The organism is Mesorhizobium sp. B1-1-1, assembly GCF_006442955.1.
GTDB lineage: Bacteria > Pseudomonadota > Alphaproteobacteria > Rhizobiales > Rhizobiaceae > Mesorhizobium.
Genome location: NZ_VFWW01000009.1, coordinates 125,209 through 148,089, shown reverse-complemented (window position 1 = coordinate 148,089; position 22,881 = coordinate 125,209). Strand labels below are relative to the sequence as shown.

Here is a 22,881-nt window from a genome sequence, read left to right as displayed (position 1 = left end):
TATTGACAGAAGACTCCCGCCGGGTTTATGACAAAGCCACCGATGGCCTCTCCGGAAAGGCGATCGTTCTTTCCACCGCACGGAGAATTGCCATGAGGTCCGGTCAGAAGGACGCGATTTCTGAGCGGAAAGCCGCCGACCTGAGGCACGCTGAAACCATACTGACATCATCGGCACCCCTTTCAGCAAAGATAGGTGGCACCTCGTGAACATGTTCGAGATCTGGCTAGGCATTCTGCAGGGGCTGGGCATCACCCTGAAGGTCACGGCCTATGGCCTGGTCTTTGCGATCCCCTTCGCGCTCGTCTTCGGCGTCGCGCAGTTTCTGACCACCGGCATGACCCGCTTCCTGGTCACCGCCATGATTGAATTCTGGCGCAGTTCCGCGGTGGTCGTCCTGCTCTTCGTCTTTTACTATGTGCTGCCGGTGATGGGGGTCACCCTATCGGCGCTGACCGTCAGTGCACTGGTGCTCGGTCTCAACACGGGCGGCTACGCCAGCCAGGCGGTGCGCGCCGGACTGCAATCTCTTCCCGCCGGCCAACGCGAGGCGGGCATGGCGCTCGGCCTCTCGCGCCCGGCGATCCTGTTTCTGATCGAGCTGCCGCAGGCCTTGGTCGCCATGAGCCCCACCTTCGTCAACAATCTTATCCAGCTCGTCAAGGCGACGTCCCTCGTTTCGCTGGTCACGCTGACGGACATGACCTTCCGGGCCAAGGAGATCGCGCAGACCGAATACGATCCGGTGGCGATCTACTCAGCGCTGCTGCTGGCCTTCTTCGTCGTGTGTTATCCGATCGCACTCGCCGGCCGCTGGCTCGAGGCGCGGGTCAAATCCTGAAAGAGGAACGCCTGGTGGGATTTAACTTTGACTTCGCGCTCTCGACCATTCCGACCATTCTCGGGGCAATCGGAGCGACTCTGCTGGCAACGGTGTTGAGTTGTCTCGGCGCTTCAGCGCTTGGTTTCAGTTTCGAGATGATCCGCCGCGGCGGCGGCGCGCCCGGCCTCGCCGTCCGCTTTCTGATTGACTTCATCCGCTCGACGCCGGTTCTGGCCTGGCTCTATTTCCTGTATTTCGTCATGCCTTTCTACGGCATCCGGCTTGGGGCCATGACGGTCGGCATACTGGGGCTGAGCCTGTATTACAGCGGCTATCTGGCGGAGGTGTTCAAGGCGGGCATCGACGCGATCCCGAAGGGCCAACAGGAAGCAGCCAGAGCCTTGTCGCTCAGCCGCCGCGACACGGTCGTTTTCATTGTCGCGCCGCAAATGTTGCGCAACGTCGCCGCACCGTTGGGCAACTATCTCGTTTCGATCCTCAAGGCCACGCCCTATCTCGCGATCCTGGCGGTACCCGAAATGCTCGGCCGCGCCTTCGATATCGCGTCTGAAACCTATCGATACGCGGAGCCGCTCACCGTCGCCGGCATTCTGTTTCTCGCCTTGGCGCTGATCGTTGCTTATGGCGTAAAGCGTGTCGAGCAGCGCCTGCTTGCATCCGGACGTCGCTGATGCTCGCTCAAGTCTCGCTCCCAGTCTCCTCCGTTCAAACCACCGCGCATCTCCGGGTCGATGGCCTCAATAAATGGTTCGGTGCCCTGCACGTCTTGAAGGATATTGATCTGACGATCCGCGCGGGCACACGCATCGTCGTTTGCGGGCCTTCCGGCTCGGGCAAATCGACGCTGATCCGCTGCTGCAACGGTCTTGAGCCTTTTCAAAAGGGAACGATCCAGCTCGACGGGATAGCACTGGGAAGAAATGCCCGGGACACGGCGACGGCGCGCCGGCTGACAGGCATGGTGTTCCAGAGTTTCAACCTCTTTCCGCATCTCACCGTGCTTGCCAACTGCACGCTGGCGCTGCGACGGGTTCTCCTGAAAACCGGCCGGGAGGCCGAAGAGATCGCCATGCAGCATCTGACGGCGGTGCGCATTCCCGAAAAGGCGCAAGCCTACCCGGCCCAGCTCTCGGGTGGTCAACAACAAAGGGTGGCGATCGCGCGTGCGCTCTGCCTCAATCCCCGAATCATGCTGTTCGACGAACCCACCTCCGCGCTCGACCCGGAAATGATCAAGGAAGCCCTCGACGTCATGATCGCGCTCGCGAAAACCGGCATGACCATGGTCTGCGTGACGCATGAGATGGGTTTCGCACGCGAAGTCGCCGATGAGATTGTTTTCATGGACGACGGCCGCATTATCGAGCGTGCCTCTTCCAAAGAGTTTTTCTCAGCGGCCGCTCACCCACGCGCGCGGCTGTTCCTGGACACCATCTTGAGCCATTGAGATGAGACGCGTGTCGACCGGCGTGCCGGCACCGCCCGCGCAGGAACGCTGCACGCCCGTCAGATCACCAGTCCGGCGCGAACGCGTAACCTGCCGAGCGAACGGTCCGGATCACATCGCTTCCCACCGACGCCCGAAGCCTTTTGCGCAACCTGGCTATATGGACGTCGACGCCCCGCACGTCGGTTGCGGCGGCATGTTCAGGCCATGCCGTCGCGACCAGCTCCTCGCGACTCAAGACCTTGCCAGGTTGCCCCAAAAGGCTGCGCAAAAGCTTGAACTCGATCGGTGGCATGACGATCTCCTTTTGCTTGAAGAATGTCCGGTGGGTCTGTCGCTCGAGCCGAAAATCGCCCTGCACCAACTCACCCGAGTCCGTTTCGCGTGAAAGCTTCGCTATGCCCGCCTTGCCGTGCAGCCATGTCAGCAGCTGTTCGGGGGCGAACGGCCGGGAAAATATTTCGTCGACGCCAGCCTTGATCAAGTCCAGATGCAGCCTGCCGGAGCGCGGGGCAACCAGGCTCGCGACCGGCGTCGCTTTGGTTGCGGCGGTCGACTTCAACCAGCTGCACTGCTTGACGATTGCACGGTCGCCCGGATGGCAGTCCACGATTATGGCAAGCGGGGCTGTCGCCGCGATGGCACGTGCGATTTCCCGGTCTCCCGTGATCAGCTGTGTTTCGAAGCCGGCTACCGAAAGTATGTGGCCGAAGACCAGGAAGAAATCCGGGTCCTTCGAGGCGATCAGGACCAGCGGCTTCATGAGTCCATCAACCGGGTTCGACACATCATAGGGCTGACTACCGCGCAAATGGGCGCGATGACAATACACCCCTGACGATCGAGCCCTCGCGCGCTTCCCGCAGGTGCCTGGTTACGAGCCTAGATGTTGTCGGCAAGTATGACGCCGCTGATGCCGTAAGCGCGGCGCGTCTGTTCAACAGCTTCGGGCGTGACCTCGATCAGCAACGCGATGATATCGCCGTCGGGATGTTCGAGAACGTCACCGAGCTCGGTCAGCGTCCACCCAAGCGCGCGCAGCCGTTTTGGCCAGAATGTCTCGCACACCACACTGATCTGTCGAATCCCCAGACGTTGAGCGATCTCGAGCAGACCGCAGAGAACCAAGCCGGCGATCGGCGACGGGGTGCCGTGCGTACGAAGCGATGGAACGACGAAGAAACGCGTCCACTCGAAAATTTCAGCCGCTCGCGGAGGCCTGTCGCCGGCGAGAACCGGGAACACTTCGCTCATGAGATGCGGCTCCAGCGTCGGGACGAGACGGGAGCCGCCTAGGATCTTGCCGTTGGTATCAAGCGCCAGAACATAAAGCGTATGCTCGTTATCGAAGGCGTCGATCTCGATGTTGATGGGCCGTGCGACGGCGCGCCATCGCCTCTGCTTGACGTAAATCTCGTAGCGTATCCGAAAGTAGCGCTCCAGAACTTTCCTGTAGTGCTTCCTGTTATCCCAAGTGACCAGATGTATACGAACCATGACGCCTCCAGGCGGAGGGTCGTAGGAAAACGGACTTGCCGTACGTATGACGGTATTCAGGTATTGCTAAATCTGGATTTCCTGCCGTCGCAGCGCCTTGACGATGGCATGCGCGACATTGATCGCATCGAGCTTTGCTCGAATGTTGCGCTGATGGCTTTCAACCGTGTTCCTGGTGACACCAAGGATACAAGCGATGTCATCGGTGGATTTGCCTTGCGCGCTCCACTCCAGGAGTTCGCGCTCGCGCGCCGTCAAGGGCGTGGGCTCTTCGCCATCGCCGGGTGTTCCCAGCCCTGAGAGGCTGCGAAAGGTATGCACGCAAACCGTCTCGATAAGGGGCATGGCGCTCGGCGGCACGTCCATCCGGTCGCTCGCCGCAGTGACCACACTTGGGCCCGCCAGAGGCACGTGAATGGGTACACAGATACCTTCTTTCATCCCGAACTCGGCAGCTTCGTCCATGACCAGCTTCGCGCGTGCACCCAACCTTGCGGCCGGCAGCTCGCGCCACAGGAAGGGCTCCGGCGAGTGCCGGCACTGCGCAACACACGGATCGTGCAAAAAGTGATCCTCGGAGACGTAGCGCCGATACCAATCGATAGGCCAGCCATCGCCCAGGATTTCACGCTGCCAGTCCGTATCGTGCGGCACGGGCAGTCCGGTGATCAGAAAATTGCGCAATCCGTAACGCCCCATGGCTGAGCGGAACTCTTGAAGGATTGCATCAGCCGACCGCGCAGTATCGATCTTGGTGATCGCCGCAAAAAGGTCGACAACAGTTTCGTTCTCCATTGGAAGACCTCAACCAAAGTCAGGCCCTACCCCGCAGAACAACCTATGGCTGTCTAGACACCATCTTCAATGGGACACGCATCGAATGTACACTAAAGGAGTCAATCACGTGTCACAAAGACGAGATAAGTGAAAATCAGGTCAGCACTGAATTGCGGAAGTCCGGCTTCATTCATTCGACTTTGAGGCGGCCGGCTTCGTCACCCGAACAGCGTGCTTACTTGCCGGGTTTGCTGAAACCAACTCTTGTGGCTCGACATTCAACGCCTTGGCCAGAATTTCGACTGTATCAAGCGTAGCGTTGCGCCGCCCGGCTTCGACGCTGCTGATATAGGCGCGCGTGCGGCCCGAAACGAAAGACAACTGCTCCTGAGAGAGTTTTCGCTCTCTGCGAAGCCGCTGCACGTTTAGGCCGAAAACGCCGCGAAGTTTCATCCAACAACGGATGCTACGACGCGCACTGTGGTGCGACACACTATAGTGCACATTCCGCATTGACAGCCGTGCTGCGGGCTGTTGAAACAACAAGCGAATTCCTCGTTTCCTGAATAAGGAATAGCCATGGCGAGCCGGCCATTTCGCGACCTCGCACACAACATGTCCGCGCATCTCTCGGGCGAGCAAAAGCCGCCTGGTATGGACGCAGGTCGTGTCCTGGAGTTCGTCTGCATCCGATGCGGCGCTTCCTCGCCTGCGCACGTCACCATCGACTCCAGGGGATGCGCCCACTGCCAAGACACCGCGCCGGCAAATCTTCGTCCGGTCTATGCGGTCCCGCACCTCCATCCCTTTGACGGCGTCACCAGTTCGCGCTCGCTGTGGCGTTTTGCGCATATGCTGCCTTGCACAGAAGCCGACGCGGTGAGCCTTGGCGAGGGTCTGACACCTTTGCTTGCCGCACCGCGCATCGGCGCGTTTCTGGGCGTGCCGGACCTTGCAATCAAGGACGAAGGCCGAAACCCGACCTGGTCGCACAAGGACCGCTTCTCGACCATCGCGGTCAGTGTGGCGCGCGCACGTGGCGCGAAAATCGTCGCGACCGCCTCATCGGGAAACGCCGGCGCTTCGCTGGCGGCCTACGCCGCTCGAGCTGGTCTCAAATGCGTCGTCACCACTTTCGCGGGGTCGGCCGGCGCGATGCTGGCGCAGATCCGAAAGTATGACGCGACGGTCTTGCCCCTGGTCAACAAAATGGACCGATGGTCGCTGCTTGAACAGGCGGCTGCCCGTTACGACTGGTTCATCGCATCGCCCTATCACGGTCCGGTCGTCGGCAGCCATCCACTCGGCATCGAGGGCTACAAGACGATCGCCTATGAGATCGTCGAGCAATCGAATGGCACGGCGCCAGACTGGTGCGTCCTGCCGGTCTGCTATGGTGATGCGTTGTCCGGCGTGTGGGCTGGCTTTTGCGAGCTGTTCGCGGCAGGGTCGATCACGCGCTTGCCTCGTCTCGTCGCAGCAGAGGTGCATGGGTCGCTGGCGCACGCTCTGGCCAGCGGCGCCGATGCGTTGAGTGAACGCAAGATGCTCTTCGACAGCCTAGCCGTATCGATTGGCACGCCACGCAGCACCTTTCAGGCCTTGAAGGCTCTGCGCGAATCCGGCGGGCATGCCGTCCCCGTCAGCAATCACGGCCTGATCGCGATGCAGGAACGCCTTGCGCGGGAGGAAGGAATCTTTGCCGAACTGGCCTCGGTCACGCCGCTGATAGCGATATCGACGTTGAAGGACCAAGGTGTCATCGCAGCCACAGACCGTGTCGTGGCCGTCGTGACAGCCAGCGGCCTCAAGGACCTCGATCGCTCCGTTGGATCGAACGAACACGACCAGATCTTCCAGACGACGCACGACGCCTGGCGCTGGCTCGACAAAAACGGGCTGGATCTCGTTTCATAGATTTTCCGCCGCACCAACAACCGGTGGCACTTCGCCTGCCGCCTGCGTTTTCAGCACATCGCCGAGGCAGCGACGCAGCCAAAGAAAGCGCGTCCATTGCGTCTCTTCGGCCGGTGCGATGGTCGTCAGCGTCCTCGGCTCCGACAGTTCCTTGCAGGGCCAGCCAGGCAGCGCCGCAAGCCACTCATCATTGTAGACGGTCTCGGCATGGCGATGGCCTTCGTCAGGCATGATCACCGCCACCTGCGCGTCAGGAAGCGTCGTTGCAACCCATTGCGCCACCAAGGCGGCGGCGCCGCTGGTCGGCCCCATGAAAATGCCATGCTCGCGCAGCAAGCGGTGCGCGCTCCTATACGCCGGGTAGGCGCCAACCCAATGGATCTCGTCGACAAGCTCATGCCTGACATTTTTCGGCAGAACGCTGTTGCCCAAGCCCCGCAGCATGCGCTTGCCGACAGGGTGCCCGAACAGAATGCTGCGATGGGTATCGACGGCAAACACCATCAGGTGGGGAAAGACAGTTCGCAAAAAGGAGGCGGTGCCGCATAGCGAGCCTCCCGTGCCGACGCAGCCGACCAGGCAGTCAATCCTGCCCATGGCCCGGACAAAGAGTTCGGCCAGCCGCGCATAGGCAAGCCAATTGCCCGGACTGTCGTATTGGCGGGTCCAGAAGCCATCCGGCTCCTTCGCCAGGATTTCCTTGAGGCGCTCCAGCCGGCCCGGCTGGTTGCCATCGCCGCGCGGATCGTCAAGGGCGATAACCGTCGCGCCGATGCGCTCCAGACGGGCTTTGTATTTGGCATCGATCAGCGTTGAAGCGGTGACGAGCGTAAGGCGATAGTCACGCGCCGCCGCCAGCAGCGCCACCGCCATTCCAAATGTGCCGGACGTCGTCTCGACGATATGGGAGCCGGCCTTCAGTTCGCCATTCGACGCTGCCCGATCCAGAATGTAGCGGGCCGGCATCAGCTTCATCAGCGGGAACGCAGCGGCCACGAGATTGGGCGCCAGCAGAGCAAGGCGCGGGGTCTCAAGGTCCCTGAAATAGTCCACGTCGAAGGTCACCATGTCCAGCTCTCCGCGTTGACCAAGTGAACTTCGACATCCTTGAAGCCGGCACGTCTTATCTGTTGCGCGACGAGGGCCGCCCGTCGCTTCAGATTCGATGTGAAAAGATCGAAAATCAGGCCAAACAGCGAACCGCTATGGGCGACTTGCACCCCGCACGCCCCGGCTCGCCTGGCGATGTCGGCGATCTCGCCGAAGCCCTGTTTCGGCAAGTGCCGTTGACTGATCACCGCACTGGCCGAGGCGGCACGTCCGAGAAGATAGGGATCCTGAAGGCGAACCGCCCGCGCCACCAGCGCCCTAAGCACGCCGAATTCCTGGATCTCGGTACTGTCGTAGCGTGCAGGCGGCAGCTGCAATGTGTCGACCGGAACCCCGCCATTTGCCTTGAACCCGACCAGGAGCAGCGGCGGCAGGGAGCCCCCGAAATTCTCGATCACCATGCCTTCCCGTTGCGCGAAGAGCACTGCGTGCTCATCGAACGCGATCGCGTCGCTGGCGCGCTCGGCAGCCACGGCCAGACGCCCGATGCTCGACGCCCGCAGCTGGATGTTGACGGCTGCGGCGACAGCGCGAATGGAAGCGACAACGTCAGCCGTCGATGAGCCGTAGCCGTGCCCCACAGGGATTGAGCTTTGAAGTGTCAGCTCGCCGCCGCCAGTGACGTTCAGAAAATCGAGCGTGAGGCGCGCGGCTGCCGCCGCCTTGACCTTATGATCGGGGTGGACAACGACCGCATCGCCGTCGCTCCTGGCGAAGCTTGCCTCGGATCTCAAGCCAGCAATCGGCAGCGTCACGAGCCCGCGATGAAGGCGCCCGCCATCATCCTTGAAGACGCCCTGGATGAGCTCGCCGTGATGCGCCATTGCCGTCGCTGTTCTCACCGGCGACCGCAGCGCTTCACGGCTCATGACATCGCCGGCCTCGGCCATTTTCATCTCCCCCATGCTTTTCTCGCCATGCGGGAAGATGGCGCCGACGATCGGCCGCGGCTCTCAAGGAATTCCGGTATTGACGGCCTCCTACCGTACCAGCAGGCGCGAGGCGATGCTGGCGGATCGTCAGGCGGCCGAGCCAAGGTGCCGCAGCGGCCGGCCGGCCGAAACCGATTGCACTGCTGCCATGATACCTTGCGCATCGATCCCGTAATGCCGGTAGAGATCCGCGATCGTACCGGTCTGGCCGAAATGCTCGACGCCGAGCGCGCGCGTGCGGTGGCCATGGACCGATCCCAGCCAGGCGAGCGTCGCGGGGTGCCCGTCCAGCACCGTCACGATGGCGCACGAGGCCGGGAGGCCAGCCAGCAGGCGCTCGACATGGCTGGTGGCGCGCGGATGGCCAAACTGGCGCGCCCGCGCCGCCGCAGACCAGCCGGCGTTCAGCCGATCGGCCGAGGTCACGGCCAGAAGCCCGACATCGCGCCGATCTCCGGCCATCAGCCCCAACGCCTGCACCGCCTCCGGCGCGACAGCTCCCGAATAGGCGATCACCACAGCGGCATTGGGCCCGGGCTTGCGCAACCAGTAGGCGCCGTCGACGATGGCGCGCGCCAGCGGATCCTCCATCTGGCGAGACGGTTGTTCGACCGATCGCGTTGAGAGCCTGAGGTAGACCGAACCTCCAGTACGATCGCGCAGCCAGGTTTGGTCGTCGGGCTCGGCCTCGCCGGAGCGCTGCATGTAGTCGAACGCCCAACGCAGGATGACTGCCAGCTCGTCAACATAGGCCGGCTCGAATGCGGCCAGGCCGTCCTGCGCCATGCCGATCAGCGGCGTGGCGATCGACTGATGCGCTCCGCCCTCTGGCGCCAGCGTCACGCCGGAGGGCGTTGCCGCCAGAATGAAGCGCGCGTCCTGATAGCAGGCATAGTTCAGCGCATCGAGGCCACGCTCGATGAAAGGGTCGTAGAGCGTGCCGACCGGAAGCAGCCGCTCGCCGTGAAGCGAGTGCGACAAACCCAGCGCCGACAGCATCGTGAAGAGGTTCATCTCCGAGATGCCCAGTTCGAAATGCTGTCCCGACGGCGAAAACGTCCAATTGAAGGTGGAGGGTATGCGTTCTTCACGGAAGAGGTCCGCCTGGTCGCCGCGCGCGAACAGGCCTCGCCTGTTCACCCAGGCGCCGAGATTGGTCGAGACCGTGACGTCCGGAGACGTGGTGACCACACGCTTTGCAAAATCGCTGTCTGACTTGGCGATCTCATGCATCAGAAGGCCGAAGCCCTGCTGTGTCGACATGGAGACCTGCGCGCGCCAGGGTATCTGTGCCGGCACGGATACGGCCGAGGCTTTATGGCGACGGGTAGCTGCCTGCGCGAAAGGCGACGACGCCAGATAGGACCGGATCGCGGCCTCATCGTATGCAAGGCCCTCGAACATGTCCCATTCACGCCCCTGGCGGACACCCATGGCTTGTCGCAGCGCCTCGACTTGCGCCGGTGTCATCAATCCGGCGTGATTGTCTTTGTGGCCTGCCAGCGGCAGGCCGAAGCCCTTGATCGTATAGGCGATGAAACAGGACGGACGATCATGCCCTCGCGCCTGCTCGAAGGCATCGACGATGCTCGCCAGATCGTGGCCGCCGAGATTTGCCATCAATGCGGCGAGGTCTTCGTCGCTGCGCTTCTCGACCAGCCGGGTCACCGATCCCTGGTCACCGAGGTCGTCCAGAAGGCGCCGGCGCCATGCAGCGCCGCCCTGGAAGGTCAGCGCCGAATAGAGCTGGTTGGGGCATGCATCGATCCATGACCGCAGCTTTTCGCCGCCCTCTTCCTCAAAGGCCGCCTTTTGCAAGGTGCCATGTTTCAGGATCACCACATCCCAGCCGAAGTTGCGAAAGATGGACTCGAAGCGCTGCCACAGGCCTTCGCGCACCACCGCATCCAGGCTCTGCCTGTTGTAGTCGACGACCCACCAGGTGTTGCGCAGGCCGTGCTTCCAGCCTTCGAGGAGGGCCTCGAAGATATTGCCCTCATCCATTTCGGCGTCGCCGAGAAGGGCGACCATCCGACCTTCAGGCTGGTCCGCGTTCCAGCCCTTTGCCCTGACATAATCCTGGACCAGGGAGGAGAACAGGGTCTGTGCCACGCCCAGTCCAACCGACCCGGTCGAGAAATCGACGTCGTCGATATCCTTGGTTCGAGACGGGTATGACTGCGCGCCGCGATAGCCGCGAAAATTCTGCAGCTGCTCGAGCGTCTGCTTGCCGTACAGATACTGGATGGCGTGAAAAACCGGGCTGGCATGCGGCTTGACGGCGATACGGTCTTCAGGCCTGAGGATCTGGAAATAGAGCGCCGTCAGCAAGGTCGAGGCGGACGCCGAGGACGCCTGATGTCCGCCAATCTTGAGGCCGTCCTGCGAGCCGCGAACATGATTGGCATGATGGATCATCCAGACCGCCAGCCACAGAACCTTGCGTTCGAGTTCGGAGAGGATCGTCATCGTCGGCTCCTGTCAGTCGGGTCTCAACGATAGCTGCCTCTGCCTCTCAAAAGTGACTATTCTTACGCAAGCCGACCGATGATATTGGCTGATGCAGCCAATAATGACGCCAGACGAGGGAAACATGCCAAATCCGACGCTTGATGCCATCGACCTGAAGATCATTGCCGCGCTGCAGAAGAACGCAAAAGCGACGACGAACGACCTTGCTGAAGCCGTCGGCCTTTCGCCCTCACCATGCGCCCGGCGCGTCAGGCTCTTGGAGGGCGCCGGCGTCATCAAAGGCTATACGGTCGTCGTCGACCAAAAGAAGCTCGGGCTGCCGATCAGCGCTTTCGCGTCGATCAAGCTTGAACGGCAACGCGAAGACGATCTCGACCGCTTCTCTCAGTCCGTGCTGCGCTGGCCGGAGGTTGTCGACTGCTATCTGATGACGGGCCAGCGCGATTACCTGATGCGCATCGTGGTGCGCGACCTGGAGGCCTACGAACGGTTCATCAAGGACAAGCTGACGCGGCTGGACAACATCGCCTCGATCGAAAGCAGCTTCGCGCTCGGCCAGGTCAAGCGCTCGGAAGTCTTGCCTGTCTAGGCGACCGGTCATTCGGCGTCGGTTAAGCTTCAGCGGCGGAAGCGAGTTGGGGGACCGCGTCACCCCGATCGCAATTCACGTCGGGCGTGTATCTCCTCGAGCGGCCAGGCTTGATCCACCCACCCCAGTCCGTCCGCAATATGTACATATTTTGTACATATATATTGACGAAGCACCGCATCCGACCGTAGCGTTGAGCGGCTGAGGCGGGACGCCTTCGCGCAACTCAAACTCATGGGAGGACCCCACCGATGAAATTTCGAGCCCGATCGGCTGCGATTGGCCTGGCCTGCATCGCCTATGCCGCGCTTGTTGGATCTGTGCTGCCGGCAGCGGCAGAGACCACGAAAGAACGCGTCTTGAAGGAAGGGCGGATCGTCATCGGCATCCACAACCGCTCGCCATGGGGCTACAAGAAGGAGGGAACCGGCGAGCTGCTTGGCTGGCATCCGGATCTTCTCAGGGCTGCCTTTGCCGATCTCGGGGTCAAGCAGGTCGAGTTTGAGGTCACCGAGTTCGGCGCGTTGATCCCTGGCCTGATGGCCGGCCGTTTCGATGCCGTTGCGTCGGGCCTGTCGATAACGCCGGAGCGATGTCAGCAGGTCGCCTTCGGCGCTCCCGACCTGAGGTCCGACGACGCGGCGATCGTGCTCGCAGGCAACCCCAAGGCGATCCACAGCTATGCGGATCTTGCCAAGAAATCCGACGCTATCATGGGCGGCGGCCGCGGCAGCAACGTCATCAAGAACGCTATCACCGAGGGTGTGCCGGAGGACCGCATCCTGCAGTTCCCCGACATCGAGACCAACATCGCGGCACTGCGCGCCGGCCGCATCGACGCGGCTCTGTTCTCTTCCCCGACGGTGATCGGGCTGCTTGCCGGCAACAAGAGCCCCGATCTGGAGCGCGCCAGCCCGTTTACGACGGACGAGAAGTCGATCAGCTACATCGCGATCGCGTTCAGGAAGGACGATGGCGATCTGCGCGACCTCTACAATCGGGGTCTGGCGAAGGTCATGTCGAATGGCACGATCGCCACCATCATGGCGAAGTACGGATTTGGCCCCACGGAGAACGTGCCGCCAGGATTGACGAGGTCGCAATTGTGCGGAGCCGCCAACTGAACGCCATCAGCAACAGAACCCAGTTGGCATCAACAGCGCGGGCGGCCCCGCGCTAGCGCCGGCGGCCCGCGCTGGCGATGACCGGGTGCGGACCGCCCTCCCCCAGGTACGGCGTCGTCATCATGGCCGCCATGTCAATTCGATCGGGCGCTTCGAATCGGACAGGAATGCCGCGACGCCGCCAGGGTCTTGTCCGGTCCGGCATAGAGCACATGCAGGACCGCACCGACCAGCAGCGCGTGGCTCGTGTTTTCCCAATGGTTGCGCCTTTCAAGCGAGCCTTCGGGATCGACCAGGATGTCGGCGATGTTTTGTACGTCGCGGACCTCCCATTCCCCACGCCAGACCTCGAGAAAGTAACTCGAGGCGTAGCCGCTCGGGCAGACGCTCGTGTCGCTTGAACCTTGATCCTCGCCGAGGGGCAATGACTGCGAGTGAGCAAGGAATACATGGTTTTCAGGACGCGCTCGTCGTAGCCGTTCGCCATCTGAAGTTCCGTATCCCAGGTGTAGACGCCAGTTAGGTTGATGTGTTCCCGACCGGGCGGCGAGATGTGCTTCAACAAAGTCTCAAGAATGTATCGTCCCGCTCGTTTCAGTTGGGGCCAAGACCGCCGCTGCCAGCTACACGGCATCATACGCGATCGCGTATATCTTTCCTACATACGTGATCGCGTATATCTCCGTTTTATACCTAACCCCGTATATTGACGATCAATACGCGATCGCGTATATTACGGGCGTGGAGACCCATCATGACAGACCAGATCGCTCGCAACGAAAAACAACTCGGAGCCATCCTGCGCCGCGCTCGCAAGAACGCCGGGCTCACGCAAGGCTCGCTCGGCAACCAGATCCACCTACGCCAGGGTACGGTCTCCCGCCTCGAGGCCGGCGAGCCTGCGATGCAACTCCGCACCTTGATGGCCGCCCTCTCCGCTCTCGACCTTGAACTCGTCGTGCGCGCGCGCAGCAAAGGCAGCTCCGCTGATATTGAGGACCTGTTCTAATGGCACGGCGACGGGCTCACATTCCCTTGAATGTCTTCCTGAACGGGCGCCTGGTGGGCGTCCTGCGCAGGGAATCGACGGGCGCCATCGACTTCCAATACGCCCGCGAATGGCTGGACTGGCGAGGCACCTTCCCGATCTCACTCTCGCTTCCTTTGCGGGAAGACCGCTACATCGGCACGCCGGTGACCAACGTCTTCGACAACCTGCTTCCGGACAATGACGCCATACGCAGGCGTGTTGCCGAACGCGTCGGCGCCGACGGCACGGATGCCTACAGCATGCTGGCTGCGCTCGGCCATGACTGCGTCGGCGCGTTGCAATTCCTGCCTGATGGCATGGATCCAGGCCCTCCCGGCAGTCTCGAAGGCAGGCCGGTCAGCAACCAGGACGTCGCCGGAATCATCGAGAACCTTGCTGCCGCTCCGCTAGGCCTCGGCGAGGATGAGGACTTTCGCATCTCGATTGCCGGCGCGCAGGAAAAGACCGCACTGCTGCGCAAGGACGGAGGCTGGTTCAAACCGATCGGCACGGCAGCGACCACCCATATCCTGAAGCCGCAGACCGGCCGGCTGCCGAACGGCATCGATCTCTCCAACAGCGTCGAGAACGAGTATCTGTGCCTTAAGCTGCTGCAAGCGTTTGGCGTTCCCGCCGCCCAGGCGCAGATCGCTGACTTCGGCAAACGCCGCACGCTGATCGTAGAACGCTTCGACCGGCTGTGGGCCCGCGACGGCCGCCTCCTGCGCCTACCGCAGGAAGATATCTGTCAGGCGCTGTCAGTGCCGCCGACGCGCAAGTACCAGTCGGATGGCGGTCCCGGCATGCGCGAGATTATCGAGCTCTTGAAGGGTAGCGATACGCCAGATGAAGGCATCGCCACCTTCTTGCGCACCTGCATCTTGTTCTGGCTGATTGGCGCGACCGACGGCCACGCCAAGAATTTCAGTATTTTTTTGAGCCCTGGCGGACGATTCCGCATGACGCCCCTTTACGACGTGCTGACCGCGCAGCCCAGCCTTGATACCGGCCAGATTCCGCACCAAAAATTCAAGTTGGCAATGTCGGTCGGCAAGAACAGGCACTATTCGGTACCTGACATCATGCCACGCCACTTCCTGCAGACCGCTGACATTGCCGGTGTGGGCACCCCTGTCATGCGCAGAATTTTCGATGACATTGCTGAAAACGTGGAAAAGCAGGCCGACGAGGTGATCGTCTCGCTGCCGCGTGGCTTTCCTGAACAGCTTGTCGACGCAGTCAAGTCGGCTATCGGCAAGCGGGCGGCTCTCCTCGCCGATAACAAGGCTGATGCCATCGATTGATCAAGGTGCGACGAACCGGCTGCCGGGACTTGCTCGCCAGCCGCTGCTGATCATCATCGTCTTCTTCGGTCCAACAAACATTGTCGTCGCGTGACCGCCACCGGCGTCAAGTATACCCATCATCATGATGAACATGGCCATCAGGCTCCAAGCTAGCCAACTCCGTCAGGGTGGGTTTTCGCGGTGTCCATCGGATTGATATCCTCGGAAATCTCCTGTCGCAGTTTCGGCCCCTTCGCGAGGCGCCTGCCCAGGGCGGTCACGAAGGCTTCGTAGCGCTCGGCCGCCTTGGCGCGCGCGGCCTGGGCGGCGGGCTCGGGCAACGCTGGCGTTGTCGCGAGCCAGAAACGGACAAACACCGCCAGTGTCTCGACCGCAATGCCGATATCGCGCTCCTGCCTGGCCAGGCGGCGATCAACCTGATCGAGGCGTTTGGCGATAGCGGCCTCGCGACGTTCATCCCCATCCGGCGACAGGAAGGAAGCGAGTGCGGCTTCCGCAATCATGGATTGGGGTTGATCGCGCCGCGCCGCATAATCGCCAAGCATCGTCATGATGGCCTGATCGAGATAGACGGAAATCTGCGCCTTCTTTTTGCGAGCCATCATGGCGCCTACAACTCCATGCCGTCATCGGGATCCAGGGAAACCTGCCGCGCAACGCCCTGCATGAGGCGCGCCAGTCGCCGGTTGCGGACGGCATCATCGTCGTCGTCGGCATCGTCGTCCTGTCCCATATCGAATTCGTCTTCAATCGGCGCCGCCCTCTCGACGGCCTGCGCCCGATTGAGTTCGGCTTGCAGGCGGCGCTCCGATCCCGTTGGATCGCCATCGCCCTGCTGTAGCGTTCCGGAAACGTGCGTGACCTCCAAGTGAGCCAGGATCGGCAACTCGCTCCAGTCGTCAGGCTCGGCCTCTCCGGACCGCGCCAGTTCGGGTGGCGGCAACACGCGCTCCTTAAAACTGGCGTCCTCATAGTACCGCGCCTTCTTGGCCCTGATCGGCGGCGCGCCTGCCACCATGACGATCTCGTCGGTCGGCGGAAGCTGCATGATCTCGCCAGGAGTGAGCAACTGCCGTGCAGTCTCTTGCCTCGACACCATGAGATGCCCAAGCCACGGCGAAAGCCGGTGACCGGCATAGTTCTTCATCGCCCGCATTTCGGTTGCCGTGCCGAGCGCGTCTGAGACACGCTTGGCGGTCCTTTCGTCGTTTGTGGCGAAGCTGACGCGGACATGACAGTTGTCGAGGACCGAGTTGTTGGGGCCATAAGCCTTCTCGATCTGGTTGAGCGACTGCGCGATGAGAAAGCTTTTCAGGCCATAGCCGGCCATGAAAGCCAACGCGCTCTCGAAGAAGTCGAGGCGGCCCAGCGCCGGGAACTCGTCCAACATCAGAAGCAACCGGTGGCGGGTTGTCTTGGTAGGCAGGTCCTCGGTGAGGCGGCGACCGATCTGATTGAGGATGAGGCGGATAAGGGGTTTGGTCCGGTTGATGTCCGAAGGCGGCACGACGAGATAGAGCGTTGCTGGTTGCGTCCCCGCAACGATGTCGGAAATTCGCCAGTCACAGCGCCGGGTCACGCCGGCGACAACCGGATCGCGGTAAAGACCGAGGAAGGACATCGCGGTGGAGAGCACACCCGAGCGTTCATTGTCGGATTTGTTGAGCAGCTCGCGCGCCGCACTGGCGATAACCGGATGCGGGCCGGCATCTCCCAGGTGCGCGGTCTTCATCATCGCGGCAAGCGTCGATTCTATCGGGCGCTTGGGATCGGAGAGGAAGGCCGCGACGCCGGCGAGCGTCTTGTCCTGCTCGGCGTAGAGAACATGGAGGATCGCGCCGACCAGCAGCGCGTGACTGGTCTTCTCCCAATGGTTCCTCTTCTCCAGGCTCCCTTCCGGATCGACGAGAATGTCGGCGATGTTCTGCACGTCGCGAACCTCCCATTCGCCGCGGCGGACTTCCAGAAGCGGGTTGTAGGCTGACGATCTCGAATTGGTCGGATCGAAAAGCAGCACGCGACCGTGCAGAGCGCGAAAGCCCGCGGTGAGCTGCCAGTTCTCGCCCTTGATGTCGTGGACGATCGCCGAGCCCGGCCAGGTCAGAAGCGAAGGCACCACCAGGCCGACGCCTTTGCCGGACCGGGTCGGGGCGAAGCACAACACATGCTCTGGCCCGTCGTGACGCAGATAATGGCGGTCATAGCGCCCGAGCACGACACCATCGTTATCGATTAGGCCGGCTGCCTCCACCTCTCGCTTCTCGGCCCAGCGCGCCGACCCGTAGGTCTGGACAGTCTTGGCTTCGCGCGCCCGCCACACCGACATGCCGATGGCAACAATGATCGAGAGGAAGCCACCGGACACGGCGATCAATCCGCCTTTCCCGAAGATAGACGGGGCGTAGGCGTCGTAGAAATACCACCACCAGAACAGAGCGGGCGGATAGTAGACAGGCAACCCGGCGATCTCGAACCAGGGCGGACCGAGCCCCATCTGGAAACCGAGTTGCCATGCGGTCCATTGTGTCGCCGCCCAGGTCGTCAAGAGGACGATCAGGAAGACCGTGAGGATCTGGCCCCACAGGATTTTCGTGGCGGACATGGTTGTTCCTTTCTTCCAGTGTCAGAGGCCGAGACCCTTCTTGCGGCCAAAGCTCCAGTCGATGCCGCCGTCGCCACGTGCGACACCGGAGACGTGCTGGCCGAGATGCTTTTCGAGTGAGGGCGTCCAGGGGACGAGCTGGAAGCCTAGTCCGTCGTCGATCATGGCGAAACGGCCGGAGGCGAGCGCCAAGCGCTGGCGATAGGTGCCGGCAACAAAGTCTCCGCTGGCGGCGCGCTTGAAGGGTTTTCCGGTGTCGGCGGCGAGCCTGTCGCCCAGCGTCTCCAGTTCCGCACGTCGCAGCGTGTCGAGCAGGTTCCGGGTGAAGACGACCCGTCTGCCTTGGCGCTCCGCGAACCCCTGTTTGACAAGATGTTCGGCGCGCCGGTCGAGGGCGTCGCGAACCTCGGCGCCGAAGCCGGCCTCGGCCAGGGCGGCCGGTTCGCGCGCGATTGCCTGACGGTCGAGCCAGGTCGCACCCGATGCCGTGATCTGCTGATCCACTCCAAGGTCGGAGCGCACGGCGAGCGCGGCTCGCCGCTGCCCGCGCGCATCATCGAATTTTCGCAGCTCGACGATCGATCCCGGTGCGCTGTCGCCAGCGGCCTCCAGATCGGAGAGCTTGATGTGATGGGTGCGTCCGTCGACGCCGTCGACCACGGCATAGGCCGTGCCGATCAGTTCGTCATCGAGCCCACGATCGACCAGCCGGCCGACAACCGGCGTCTCCAGGCTCTCCGCGGCCAGGACATAATTGGCTGAGCCACGCTCGATGTCAGCCGCACTCATCGCGCGGTGGATGCGCTTGATGATGTCGCCGCGCTCGCCTAGCTCGCGCAGTGTTGCTTCGGCCCGTTCGTCGATTGCCCATTGGCCAGGCCCGGCCTGTTGGGCAAGACCAAGGGTCTCGAGCTTGCGCAGGCGACCGATTTTCAGAGCGTGATACTCGTCCGGTTGACTTTGGGGAGATGGCGCGAGATCGATGATCCCGCTGTCACGGCTGTCGCGAAGCAACTGCCGATCAAGTTGCGTCCACCGCTCGGACTGGATGTGGCTTTCGAGCGAGTGGCGGATATCGAGCTCGGTGCGCGGACCCAGTTCCTGGGTAACCAGATCGCGAGCCCGGTCGCGCATGCCTTCCTTGATGTAGTCACGCGCGATGACCAGATCCTGGCCATCGTCGCGAACCCCACGCACGATCAGGTGAATGTGGGGATGCTCGGTGTTCCAGTGATCGACCGCCACCCAGTCGAGCCGCGTGTCGAGGTCCTTCTCCATCTGCCCCACCAGATCGCGGGTGAAGGCGTTGAGGTCCGCCATATCGAGAGCGTCGTCCGGCGAGACGATGAAGCGGAAATGGTGACGATCGTCCTTGGCGCAAGCGGCGAAGGAAGCGCCATCGGCATTCTCCGTTCCCGGCCCGAACAGCTTCCCCTTCTCCCCGTCCCGGCTGACACCCTCGCGGCGCAGATAGTTGAGGTGAGTGCCAAGTGGAGCGGCGCGCACGGAATGACGGACGACTCGCGCCTTGACGACGGCGCCGCGCGATCGCGAGGTGATGAGGCGGTTGGCCTGGATGCTGGCGCGCTGACCGTGACCAAAGCGGGAGCGGCTTGCTTGTACAATCCGGCCCGAGCGCGAAATACCGCCGCCGGCCTTTTTCGCCGCGGCCAACACCTGCGCGATGAAGGGCCGGGCCTGCTGGGCGCGCGTGGAGCGGATGCGCCCGGGTCGAATGCGAAACTCGCGCTCATCAGCCATGGCGCGGCACCGCAATGTGGAAAAAGAAAAGCAAATACAATATGCTGGCTGCTTCATACACATTGCGCCGATGGCCGGCAATGTGCGGAACGCGCCAGAAAATCAAGCAAGAACAACCACCAGACCGCCGCGCAATGTGCGCCCTTTTATCCTGCCATCCCTCGGTTGTTACCTCGTGCCCGACTCGCCTCATTGGCTGCGACGTCAAACGAGACCCCAGGGGGCGACCTGACGGAGACTTCGTCATCGCTGCGATGTCCGGACGTCGGACCCTGTGAACAGCTGGCGCGGCCGCGAACCGGCCGCGAAAAGTTTGCGCACCAACGGTGACGACGAAACCTCGACGGAAATGTCTTCGCCAGCCGGAAGACCGGAAGCGGCCATTGACCCGGACGGGACTATGAACAGCGGCGCAACCGTCCAGCTGACGGCCTTGGCATGGCCGGCGGTGAGTGCGCCGGGCGCATCACCGCCGCCCCAGAAAGGGCGAAGCGTGACAACATAGGCCCGGGTCTCAGCCGGCAGCGGACGGCCCTTCAAGGAGGCTTCGTAACGCCCTGGCCCGGCGTTGTAGGCGGCGAGAAAGCCCGGTGAACCGTATCGATCATACAGCTCGCGAAGATAGGCGGTGCCGGCAAGGATGTTGTCGCGCGGATCATAGGGATCGCGGCCGAGCTGGTGACGAAGGCGCAGCTCGGCAAAGGTTGCGGGCATGATCTGCATCAAGCCCAAGGCGCCCTTTCGCGACACGGCGCGCGGGTCGCGGGCGCTTTCGACGTGCATGATTGCCCGTATCCAGCGCTGAGGAACGCGGAAGCGATGCGACGCCTCGGCAATAGGCGCGGCATAGGGATCGTCCGCGGATTTGCGGGAGGCCGGCGCGGATTGTGCCAGCGCCCCCGTCATCGCGTGACAGACGATCAGCATGCCACCGATCAGCCAGAGTGCCTCTCGCCGACCAGGCAACCGACTGACGGGGCGGCTTCCGTCCGCACGTTTCGGCGCCGATGGCCCACTCATCGAGCACGCTCCGGCCGCGATTTCGGCCGGATCCAGCGCAGAGACCAGGAGCCGTCGTCGGTTCGGAAGAGACCGGCGCGAAAGCGCCGGCCAAACAGCGGGTCCTCCAACCGGCACGACAGATAGTCGCCAACCGTCTGTCCGGTTTCCTTCCAGGCCGCACCCACCTCGGGGCCGCCGCCGTCACCGATGTGGATACGAAAATCCGGCGCTTTGCCGTCAGATATTGTGGTCGGCACAAGCACCAGCTCGGCATCCACGAGCAGCGTTCGAACCCGCCCGCAGTAACCCGAATCTGTTTTCTGGAAGACGCCGATCTCGGCCATGGATTATCTCCTTCTCTTGTTGGCTGGACTGAATTTCAGTTCGCCGGAGCGAGCCAGGTGTAGTGGCCATCGCCCCTCTCGTCGGTCCAAAGCGGCAGCGCGGCCCCGACGATCGAGCTCGCCGGGAACGGGCCGAAATAGCGGCCATCGAGACTCTCCCCGACCTTCCGGTTCATGACGAAGATTTCGGCGGCGGCGATGATGCGGCAGCCCTGCCATTCCGGCAGCGCGCGCCCCTTGCGGTCGCGCTCCAGTGCAGCACCCAGCGCAAGCCCGTTCACCGTGACGAGGCGGCCGAGACGGCAGACTTGCTGCCCAGGAAGCCCTTCGATGTGCTTCAGCATCGGCACGCCGAGCGGAAGGTAGCCACGCTCGGCGGCGAACCGAGCGACCTTGTCTGGCGGTTCGATGACAACGAGCGCGCCGGCCGTGGGGACGGCCATGTTCCTGATCGCATAAAGCCCGAGTGGCGCGCTGGCCGACGCGTTCCACAGCAGCAGCTGCGGCATCTCCACGACAGCGGGAGCGACCGTCGCGGTGACGGCTGCAAGTGCCGCGGCTATGCAGGCGGTGCGGCTCATGAAGTCACCCGCTTGCGCAACAGAAAGGCGCGGTGCTGCTCGAGCGAATAGGCACGCGGCCTTCCGCCCGCAATCAGACGGTTGTGGGTCTGACGCCAATAGCCCGGTGCGGCCTCGACCGGATCGAGGCCGATCGCCTCGACCGCATCGATCAGTTGGAGAACCCGCTCGACCTTGTCCCAACCTGCGATCTTGAGCAGGATCTCGCCGCCTGGCCGGATGTAAGGCAGAGTCTGATACGCTTCAGCGGGCAAGACCGCGCGCACGATGTCGATGCGCGAAACAACAGTGCCAAAGTCATTCGCCGCCCAGCGCACGAACGCAAAAACACTGCCTGGCGCAAATCCGACGACGCGGCGCCGCTTGTCGATGATCGTCTCATGGGCAGGACGTCCGAAGCGGATGCGATGCTCAATCCGATTCTCGATCCAGATCAGCTCGACCGTCGTGAGGTCGTCGCGCGGCGTCGATTGGGTAGACGACGTCATGTGTCGTCTCCCTTGCGCCAGCCAGCGCACCGCCGCTTCTGCCCCTCACTGCCAGTCGACGGCTTGCGCGCAAGACTGTTAGATTGAGAGTTAGACTCTAAGTTAAGAGCGCGATTTTCCGTGTCGACCCCGCCGCTTAGGGCCGATCGCGGTTCCCGAAAGCACGAGGATCCGGTTCCCGATGGCACGATAGTCCGGGTTCCTGATGGCACGACCCTGTCCACTGATCCGGGCGCCGGCTCGAAAGCCAACAGCACACGGCCGCTGGCTTCGACCTCCGTGAACAGAAGGTATCCCGGCAAAGGTTGGCGGCGCACGATGCCACGCAGTTCGAAGGCGAAGCGCTTGAGCGGCGAGAGGCTGCCGGACTTGCGATGCAGGTGGCTGATGTCAAAACGCCAGCCGGAGTGCTGGCGACCGCCATGCTTGCGCACCAGCCGATAGAGCCAGCGCTCCAGACCGCCCGTCAGGCGGAAATAGGCGCGGTCGATCGTCAGGATGAGCGCATCGTCCATAACAGCGCGGTAGAACCAATCCGGCAAAATCAATTCGACGCCGAGCGGGTGGCCGTTTCGATCGAAGCGCTCCTGCCACTCGTTGATCCACGAGAAGCGATGGCGCCGGCCTTCGGCGCGTTGGCGAATGGAGGTGACGACGCTTGTCGACTGCAGGCGATCGAGCGCCGCCTTGAGGCGCAGATAGTCTCGCTTCGAGACACCGCGGCCGACGAAGGTGAGCATTTCGTATGGCGTCGCGGCCATCAGGCGCGAAGTGCGCAATCCGGCGTCCCGCGCATTGACGATCTGGCTTGCGGCCCAGATCAGGATATCGGCATCCCAGATCGTCGCCATGCCGTGGTCGGGCATCGCTTCGACACGGATAGCCACATCGCCGGCGCGAAAGTCGATGGGCGCGATGCGCCTGGATTTGGCGAGGGAAAAGAAGGGATAGGCCATGAGGTCCTGCGCATCGCGTGGCGCGACAACACCGGGCAGCGCGTGGAACAGATCAAGCTGTCCGCGTTCCGATGGTTGGCGTGGTCGTGCCGACATAGGGG

The 22,881-nt window shown here is 62.6% G+C and carries 24 protein-coding genes and 1 pseudogene; 8 read left to right on the top strand and 17 right to left on the bottom strand.

The window, feature by feature from the left end; all coding sequences use genetic code 11:
* The first annotated feature begins 211 nt into the window (after window positions 1-211).
* From FJ986_RS19900 to FJ986_RS19890, 3 genes are read left to right on the top strand one after another with little or no spacing between them, the layout of a single operon-like run.
* Window positions 212-841, top strand: coding sequence for an amino acid ABC transporter permease (locus FJ986_RS19900; RefSeq protein WP_210239488.1), 630 nt, complete (start codon window positions 212-214; stop codon window positions 839-841).
* A gap of 14 nt (window positions 842-855) precedes the next feature.
* On the top strand, window positions 856-1,515 hold the full coding sequence (locus FJ986_RS19895) for an ABC transporter permease subunit (protein ID WP_140522978.1): 660 nt from the start codon (window positions 856-858) through the stop codon (window positions 1,513-1,515).
* Window positions 1,515-2,291 (top strand): amino acid ABC transporter ATP-binding protein, encoded by a 777-nt coding sequence (locus FJ986_RS19890; RefSeq protein ID WP_140522980.1) that lies wholly within the window; start codon window positions 1,515-1,517, stop codon window positions 2,289-2,291. The genes FJ986_RS19895 and FJ986_RS19890 overlap by 1 nt, the downstream gene beginning before the upstream one ends.
* Before the next feature lie 64 nt (window positions 2,292-2,355).
* Here the strand turns inward: FJ986_RS19890 and FJ986_RS19885 are convergent, their stop codons facing one another.
* From FJ986_RS19885 to FJ986_RS19870, 4 genes are all read right to left on the bottom strand, one after another.
* Window positions 2,356-3,102, bottom strand: coding sequence for a response regulator transcription factor (locus tag FJ986_RS19885; protein ID WP_226880663.1), 747 nt, complete (start codon window positions 3,100-3,102; stop codon window positions 2,356-2,358).
* Window positions 3,103-3,173: 71 nt separating this feature from the next.
* Window positions 3,174-3,788, bottom strand: a complete 615-nt coding sequence (locus FJ986_RS19880; protein WP_140522982.1) for an acyl-homoserine-lactone synthase — start codon at window positions 3,786-3,788, stop codon at window positions 3,174-3,176.
* A 66-nt stretch (window positions 3,789-3,854) separates the two neighbouring features.
* Entirely contained in the window at window positions 3,855-4,583 is a 729-nt protein-coding gene (locus FJ986_RS19875) for a LuxR family transcriptional regulator (RefSeq protein WP_140522984.1), read from the bottom strand.
* A gap of 168 nt (window positions 4,584-4,751) precedes the next feature.
* The gene (locus tag FJ986_RS19870; protein ID WP_140555418.1) at window positions 4,752-5,018 is read right to left on the bottom strand and encodes a helix-turn-helix transcriptional regulator; all 267 of its coding nucleotides are present in this window, start codon (window positions 5,016-5,018) and stop codon (window positions 4,752-4,754) included.
* A gap of 201 nt (window positions 5,019-5,219) precedes the next feature.
* Here FJ986_RS19870 and FJ986_RS19865 point away from each other — a divergent pair, with 201 nt between their 5' ends.
* Window positions 5,220-6,482 (top strand): threonine synthase, encoded by a 1,263-nt coding sequence (locus FJ986_RS19865; protein WP_140523428.1) that lies wholly within the window; start codon window positions 5,220-5,222, stop codon window positions 6,480-6,482.
* On the opposite strand, the gene FJ986_RS19860 is transcribed toward FJ986_RS19865, so the two are convergent.
* From FJ986_RS19860 to FJ986_RS19850, 3 genes are all read right to left on the bottom strand, one after another.
* Entirely contained in the window at window positions 6,477-7,550 is a 1,074-nt protein-coding gene (locus tag FJ986_RS19860) for a PLP-dependent cysteine synthase family protein (RefSeq protein ID WP_140522988.1), read from the bottom strand. The two genes, FJ986_RS19865 and FJ986_RS19860, sit on opposite strands and share 6 nt — an antisense overlap.
* A complete protein-coding gene (locus FJ986_RS19855) occupies window positions 7,544-8,488 on the bottom strand; it encodes a kinase (RefSeq protein ID WP_140523430.1) in 945 nt (314 codons plus the stop codon). The genes FJ986_RS19860 and FJ986_RS19855 overlap by 7 nt, the downstream gene beginning before the upstream one ends.
* Before the next feature lie 123 nt (window positions 8,489-8,611).
* The gene (locus FJ986_RS19850; RefSeq protein WP_140522990.1) at window positions 8,612-10,993 is read right to left on the bottom strand and encodes a transketolase; all 2,382 of its coding nucleotides are present in this window, start codon (window positions 10,991-10,993) and stop codon (window positions 8,612-8,614) included.
* 124 nt (window positions 10,994-11,117) lie between these two features.
* On the opposite strand from FJ986_RS19850, the gene FJ986_RS19845 reads away from it, so the two are divergent.
* Window positions 11,118-11,585 carry an Lrp/AsnC family transcriptional regulator gene (locus tag FJ986_RS19845; RefSeq protein ID WP_140522992.1) on the top strand — a complete coding sequence of 156 codons (468 nt, stop codon included), beginning with the start codon at window positions 11,118-11,120 and terminating at the stop codon, window positions 11,583-11,585.
* 251 nt (window positions 11,586-11,836) lie between these two features.
* The gene (gene ehuB / locus FJ986_RS19840; RefSeq protein ID WP_140522994.1) at window positions 11,837-12,709 is read left to right on the top strand and encodes an ectoine/hydroxyectoine ABC transporter substrate-binding protein EhuB; all 873 of its coding nucleotides are present in this window, start codon (window positions 11,837-11,839) and stop codon (window positions 12,707-12,709) included.
* A 61-nt stretch (window positions 12,710-12,770) separates the two neighbouring features.
* Here ehuB and FJ986_RS19835 read toward each other — a convergent pair.
* Window positions 12,771-13,062: pseudogene (locus FJ986_RS19835) on the bottom strand (type IV secretory system conjugative DNA transfer family protein); the annotation flags it as partial.
* Window positions 13,063-13,463: 401 nt separating this feature from the next.
* Here FJ986_RS19835 and FJ986_RS19830 point away from each other — a divergent pair.
* Together FJ986_RS19830 and FJ986_RS19825 are read left to right on the top strand one after the other, a co-directional pair.
* Window positions 13,464-13,718, top strand: a complete 255-nt coding sequence (locus FJ986_RS19830; RefSeq protein WP_064982438.1) for a helix-turn-helix domain-containing protein — start codon at window positions 13,464-13,466, stop codon at window positions 13,716-13,718.
* The gene (locus tag FJ986_RS19825; protein WP_140522996.1) at window positions 13,718-15,043 is read left to right on the top strand and encodes a type II toxin-antitoxin system HipA family toxin; all 1,326 of its coding nucleotides are present in this window, start codon (window positions 13,718-13,720) and stop codon (window positions 15,041-15,043) included. Before FJ986_RS19830 ends, FJ986_RS19825 begins: the two co-directional genes overlap by 1 nt.
* On the opposite strand, the gene FJ986_RS30510 is transcribed toward FJ986_RS19825, so the two are convergent.
* The 9 genes from FJ986_RS30510 to FJ986_RS19785 all read right to left on the bottom strand — a co-directional run bounded on the left by FJ986_RS30510 (window position 15,044) and on the right by FJ986_RS19785 (window position 22,876).
* The gene (locus tag FJ986_RS30510) at window positions 15,044-15,184 is read right to left on the bottom strand and encodes a hypothetical protein (protein ID WP_181165445.1); all 141 of its coding nucleotides are present in this window, start codon (window positions 15,182-15,184) and stop codon (window positions 15,044-15,046) included.
* 11 nt (window positions 15,185-15,195) lie between these two features.
* Complete coding sequence (locus tag FJ986_RS19820) at window positions 15,196-15,651, bottom strand: CopG family transcriptional regulator (protein ID WP_140522998.1); 456 nt, start codon at window positions 15,649-15,651, stop codon at window positions 15,196-15,198.
* Between the two features lie 5 nt (window positions 15,652-15,656).
* Window positions 15,657-17,648 (bottom strand): conjugal transfer protein TraG, encoded by a 1,992-nt coding sequence (locus FJ986_RS19815; RefSeq protein WP_140523000.1) that lies wholly within the window; start codon window positions 17,646-17,648, stop codon window positions 15,657-15,659.
* Between the two features lie 21 nt (window positions 17,649-17,669).
* Complete coding sequence (locus FJ986_RS19810) at window positions 17,670-19,409, bottom strand: VirD2 family relaxase/mobilization nuclease (RefSeq protein ID WP_140523002.1); 1,740 nt, start codon at window positions 19,407-19,409, stop codon at window positions 17,670-17,672.
* 243 nt (window positions 19,410-19,652) lie between these two features.
* Window positions 19,653-20,336, bottom strand: a complete 684-nt coding sequence (locus FJ986_RS19805; protein WP_318013186.1) for a lytic transglycosylase domain-containing protein — start codon at window positions 20,334-20,336, stop codon at window positions 19,653-19,655.
* A gap of 89 nt (window positions 20,337-20,425) precedes the next feature.
* Entirely contained in the window at window positions 20,426-20,755 is a 330-nt protein-coding gene (locus tag FJ986_RS19800) for a DUF736 family protein (protein ID WP_140523006.1), read from the bottom strand.
* Between the two features lie 35 nt (window positions 20,756-20,790).
* The gene (locus FJ986_RS19795; RefSeq protein ID WP_140523008.1) at window positions 20,791-21,336 is read right to left on the bottom strand and encodes a S26 family signal peptidase; all 546 of its coding nucleotides are present in this window, start codon (window positions 21,334-21,336) and stop codon (window positions 20,791-20,793) included.
* A complete protein-coding gene (locus FJ986_RS19790; RefSeq protein WP_140523433.1) occupies window positions 21,333-21,824 on the bottom strand; it encodes a DUF2840 domain-containing protein in 492 nt (163 codons plus the stop codon). Before FJ986_RS19790 ends, FJ986_RS19795 begins: the two co-directional genes overlap by 4 nt.
* The gene (locus FJ986_RS19785; RefSeq protein ID WP_140523010.1) at window positions 21,821-22,876 is read right to left on the bottom strand and encodes a replication initiator protein A; all 1,056 of its coding nucleotides are present in this window, start codon (window positions 22,874-22,876) and stop codon (window positions 21,821-21,823) included. Before FJ986_RS19785 ends, FJ986_RS19790 begins: the two co-directional genes overlap by 4 nt.
* Between the last annotated feature and the right edge of the window lie 5 nt (window positions 22,877-22,881).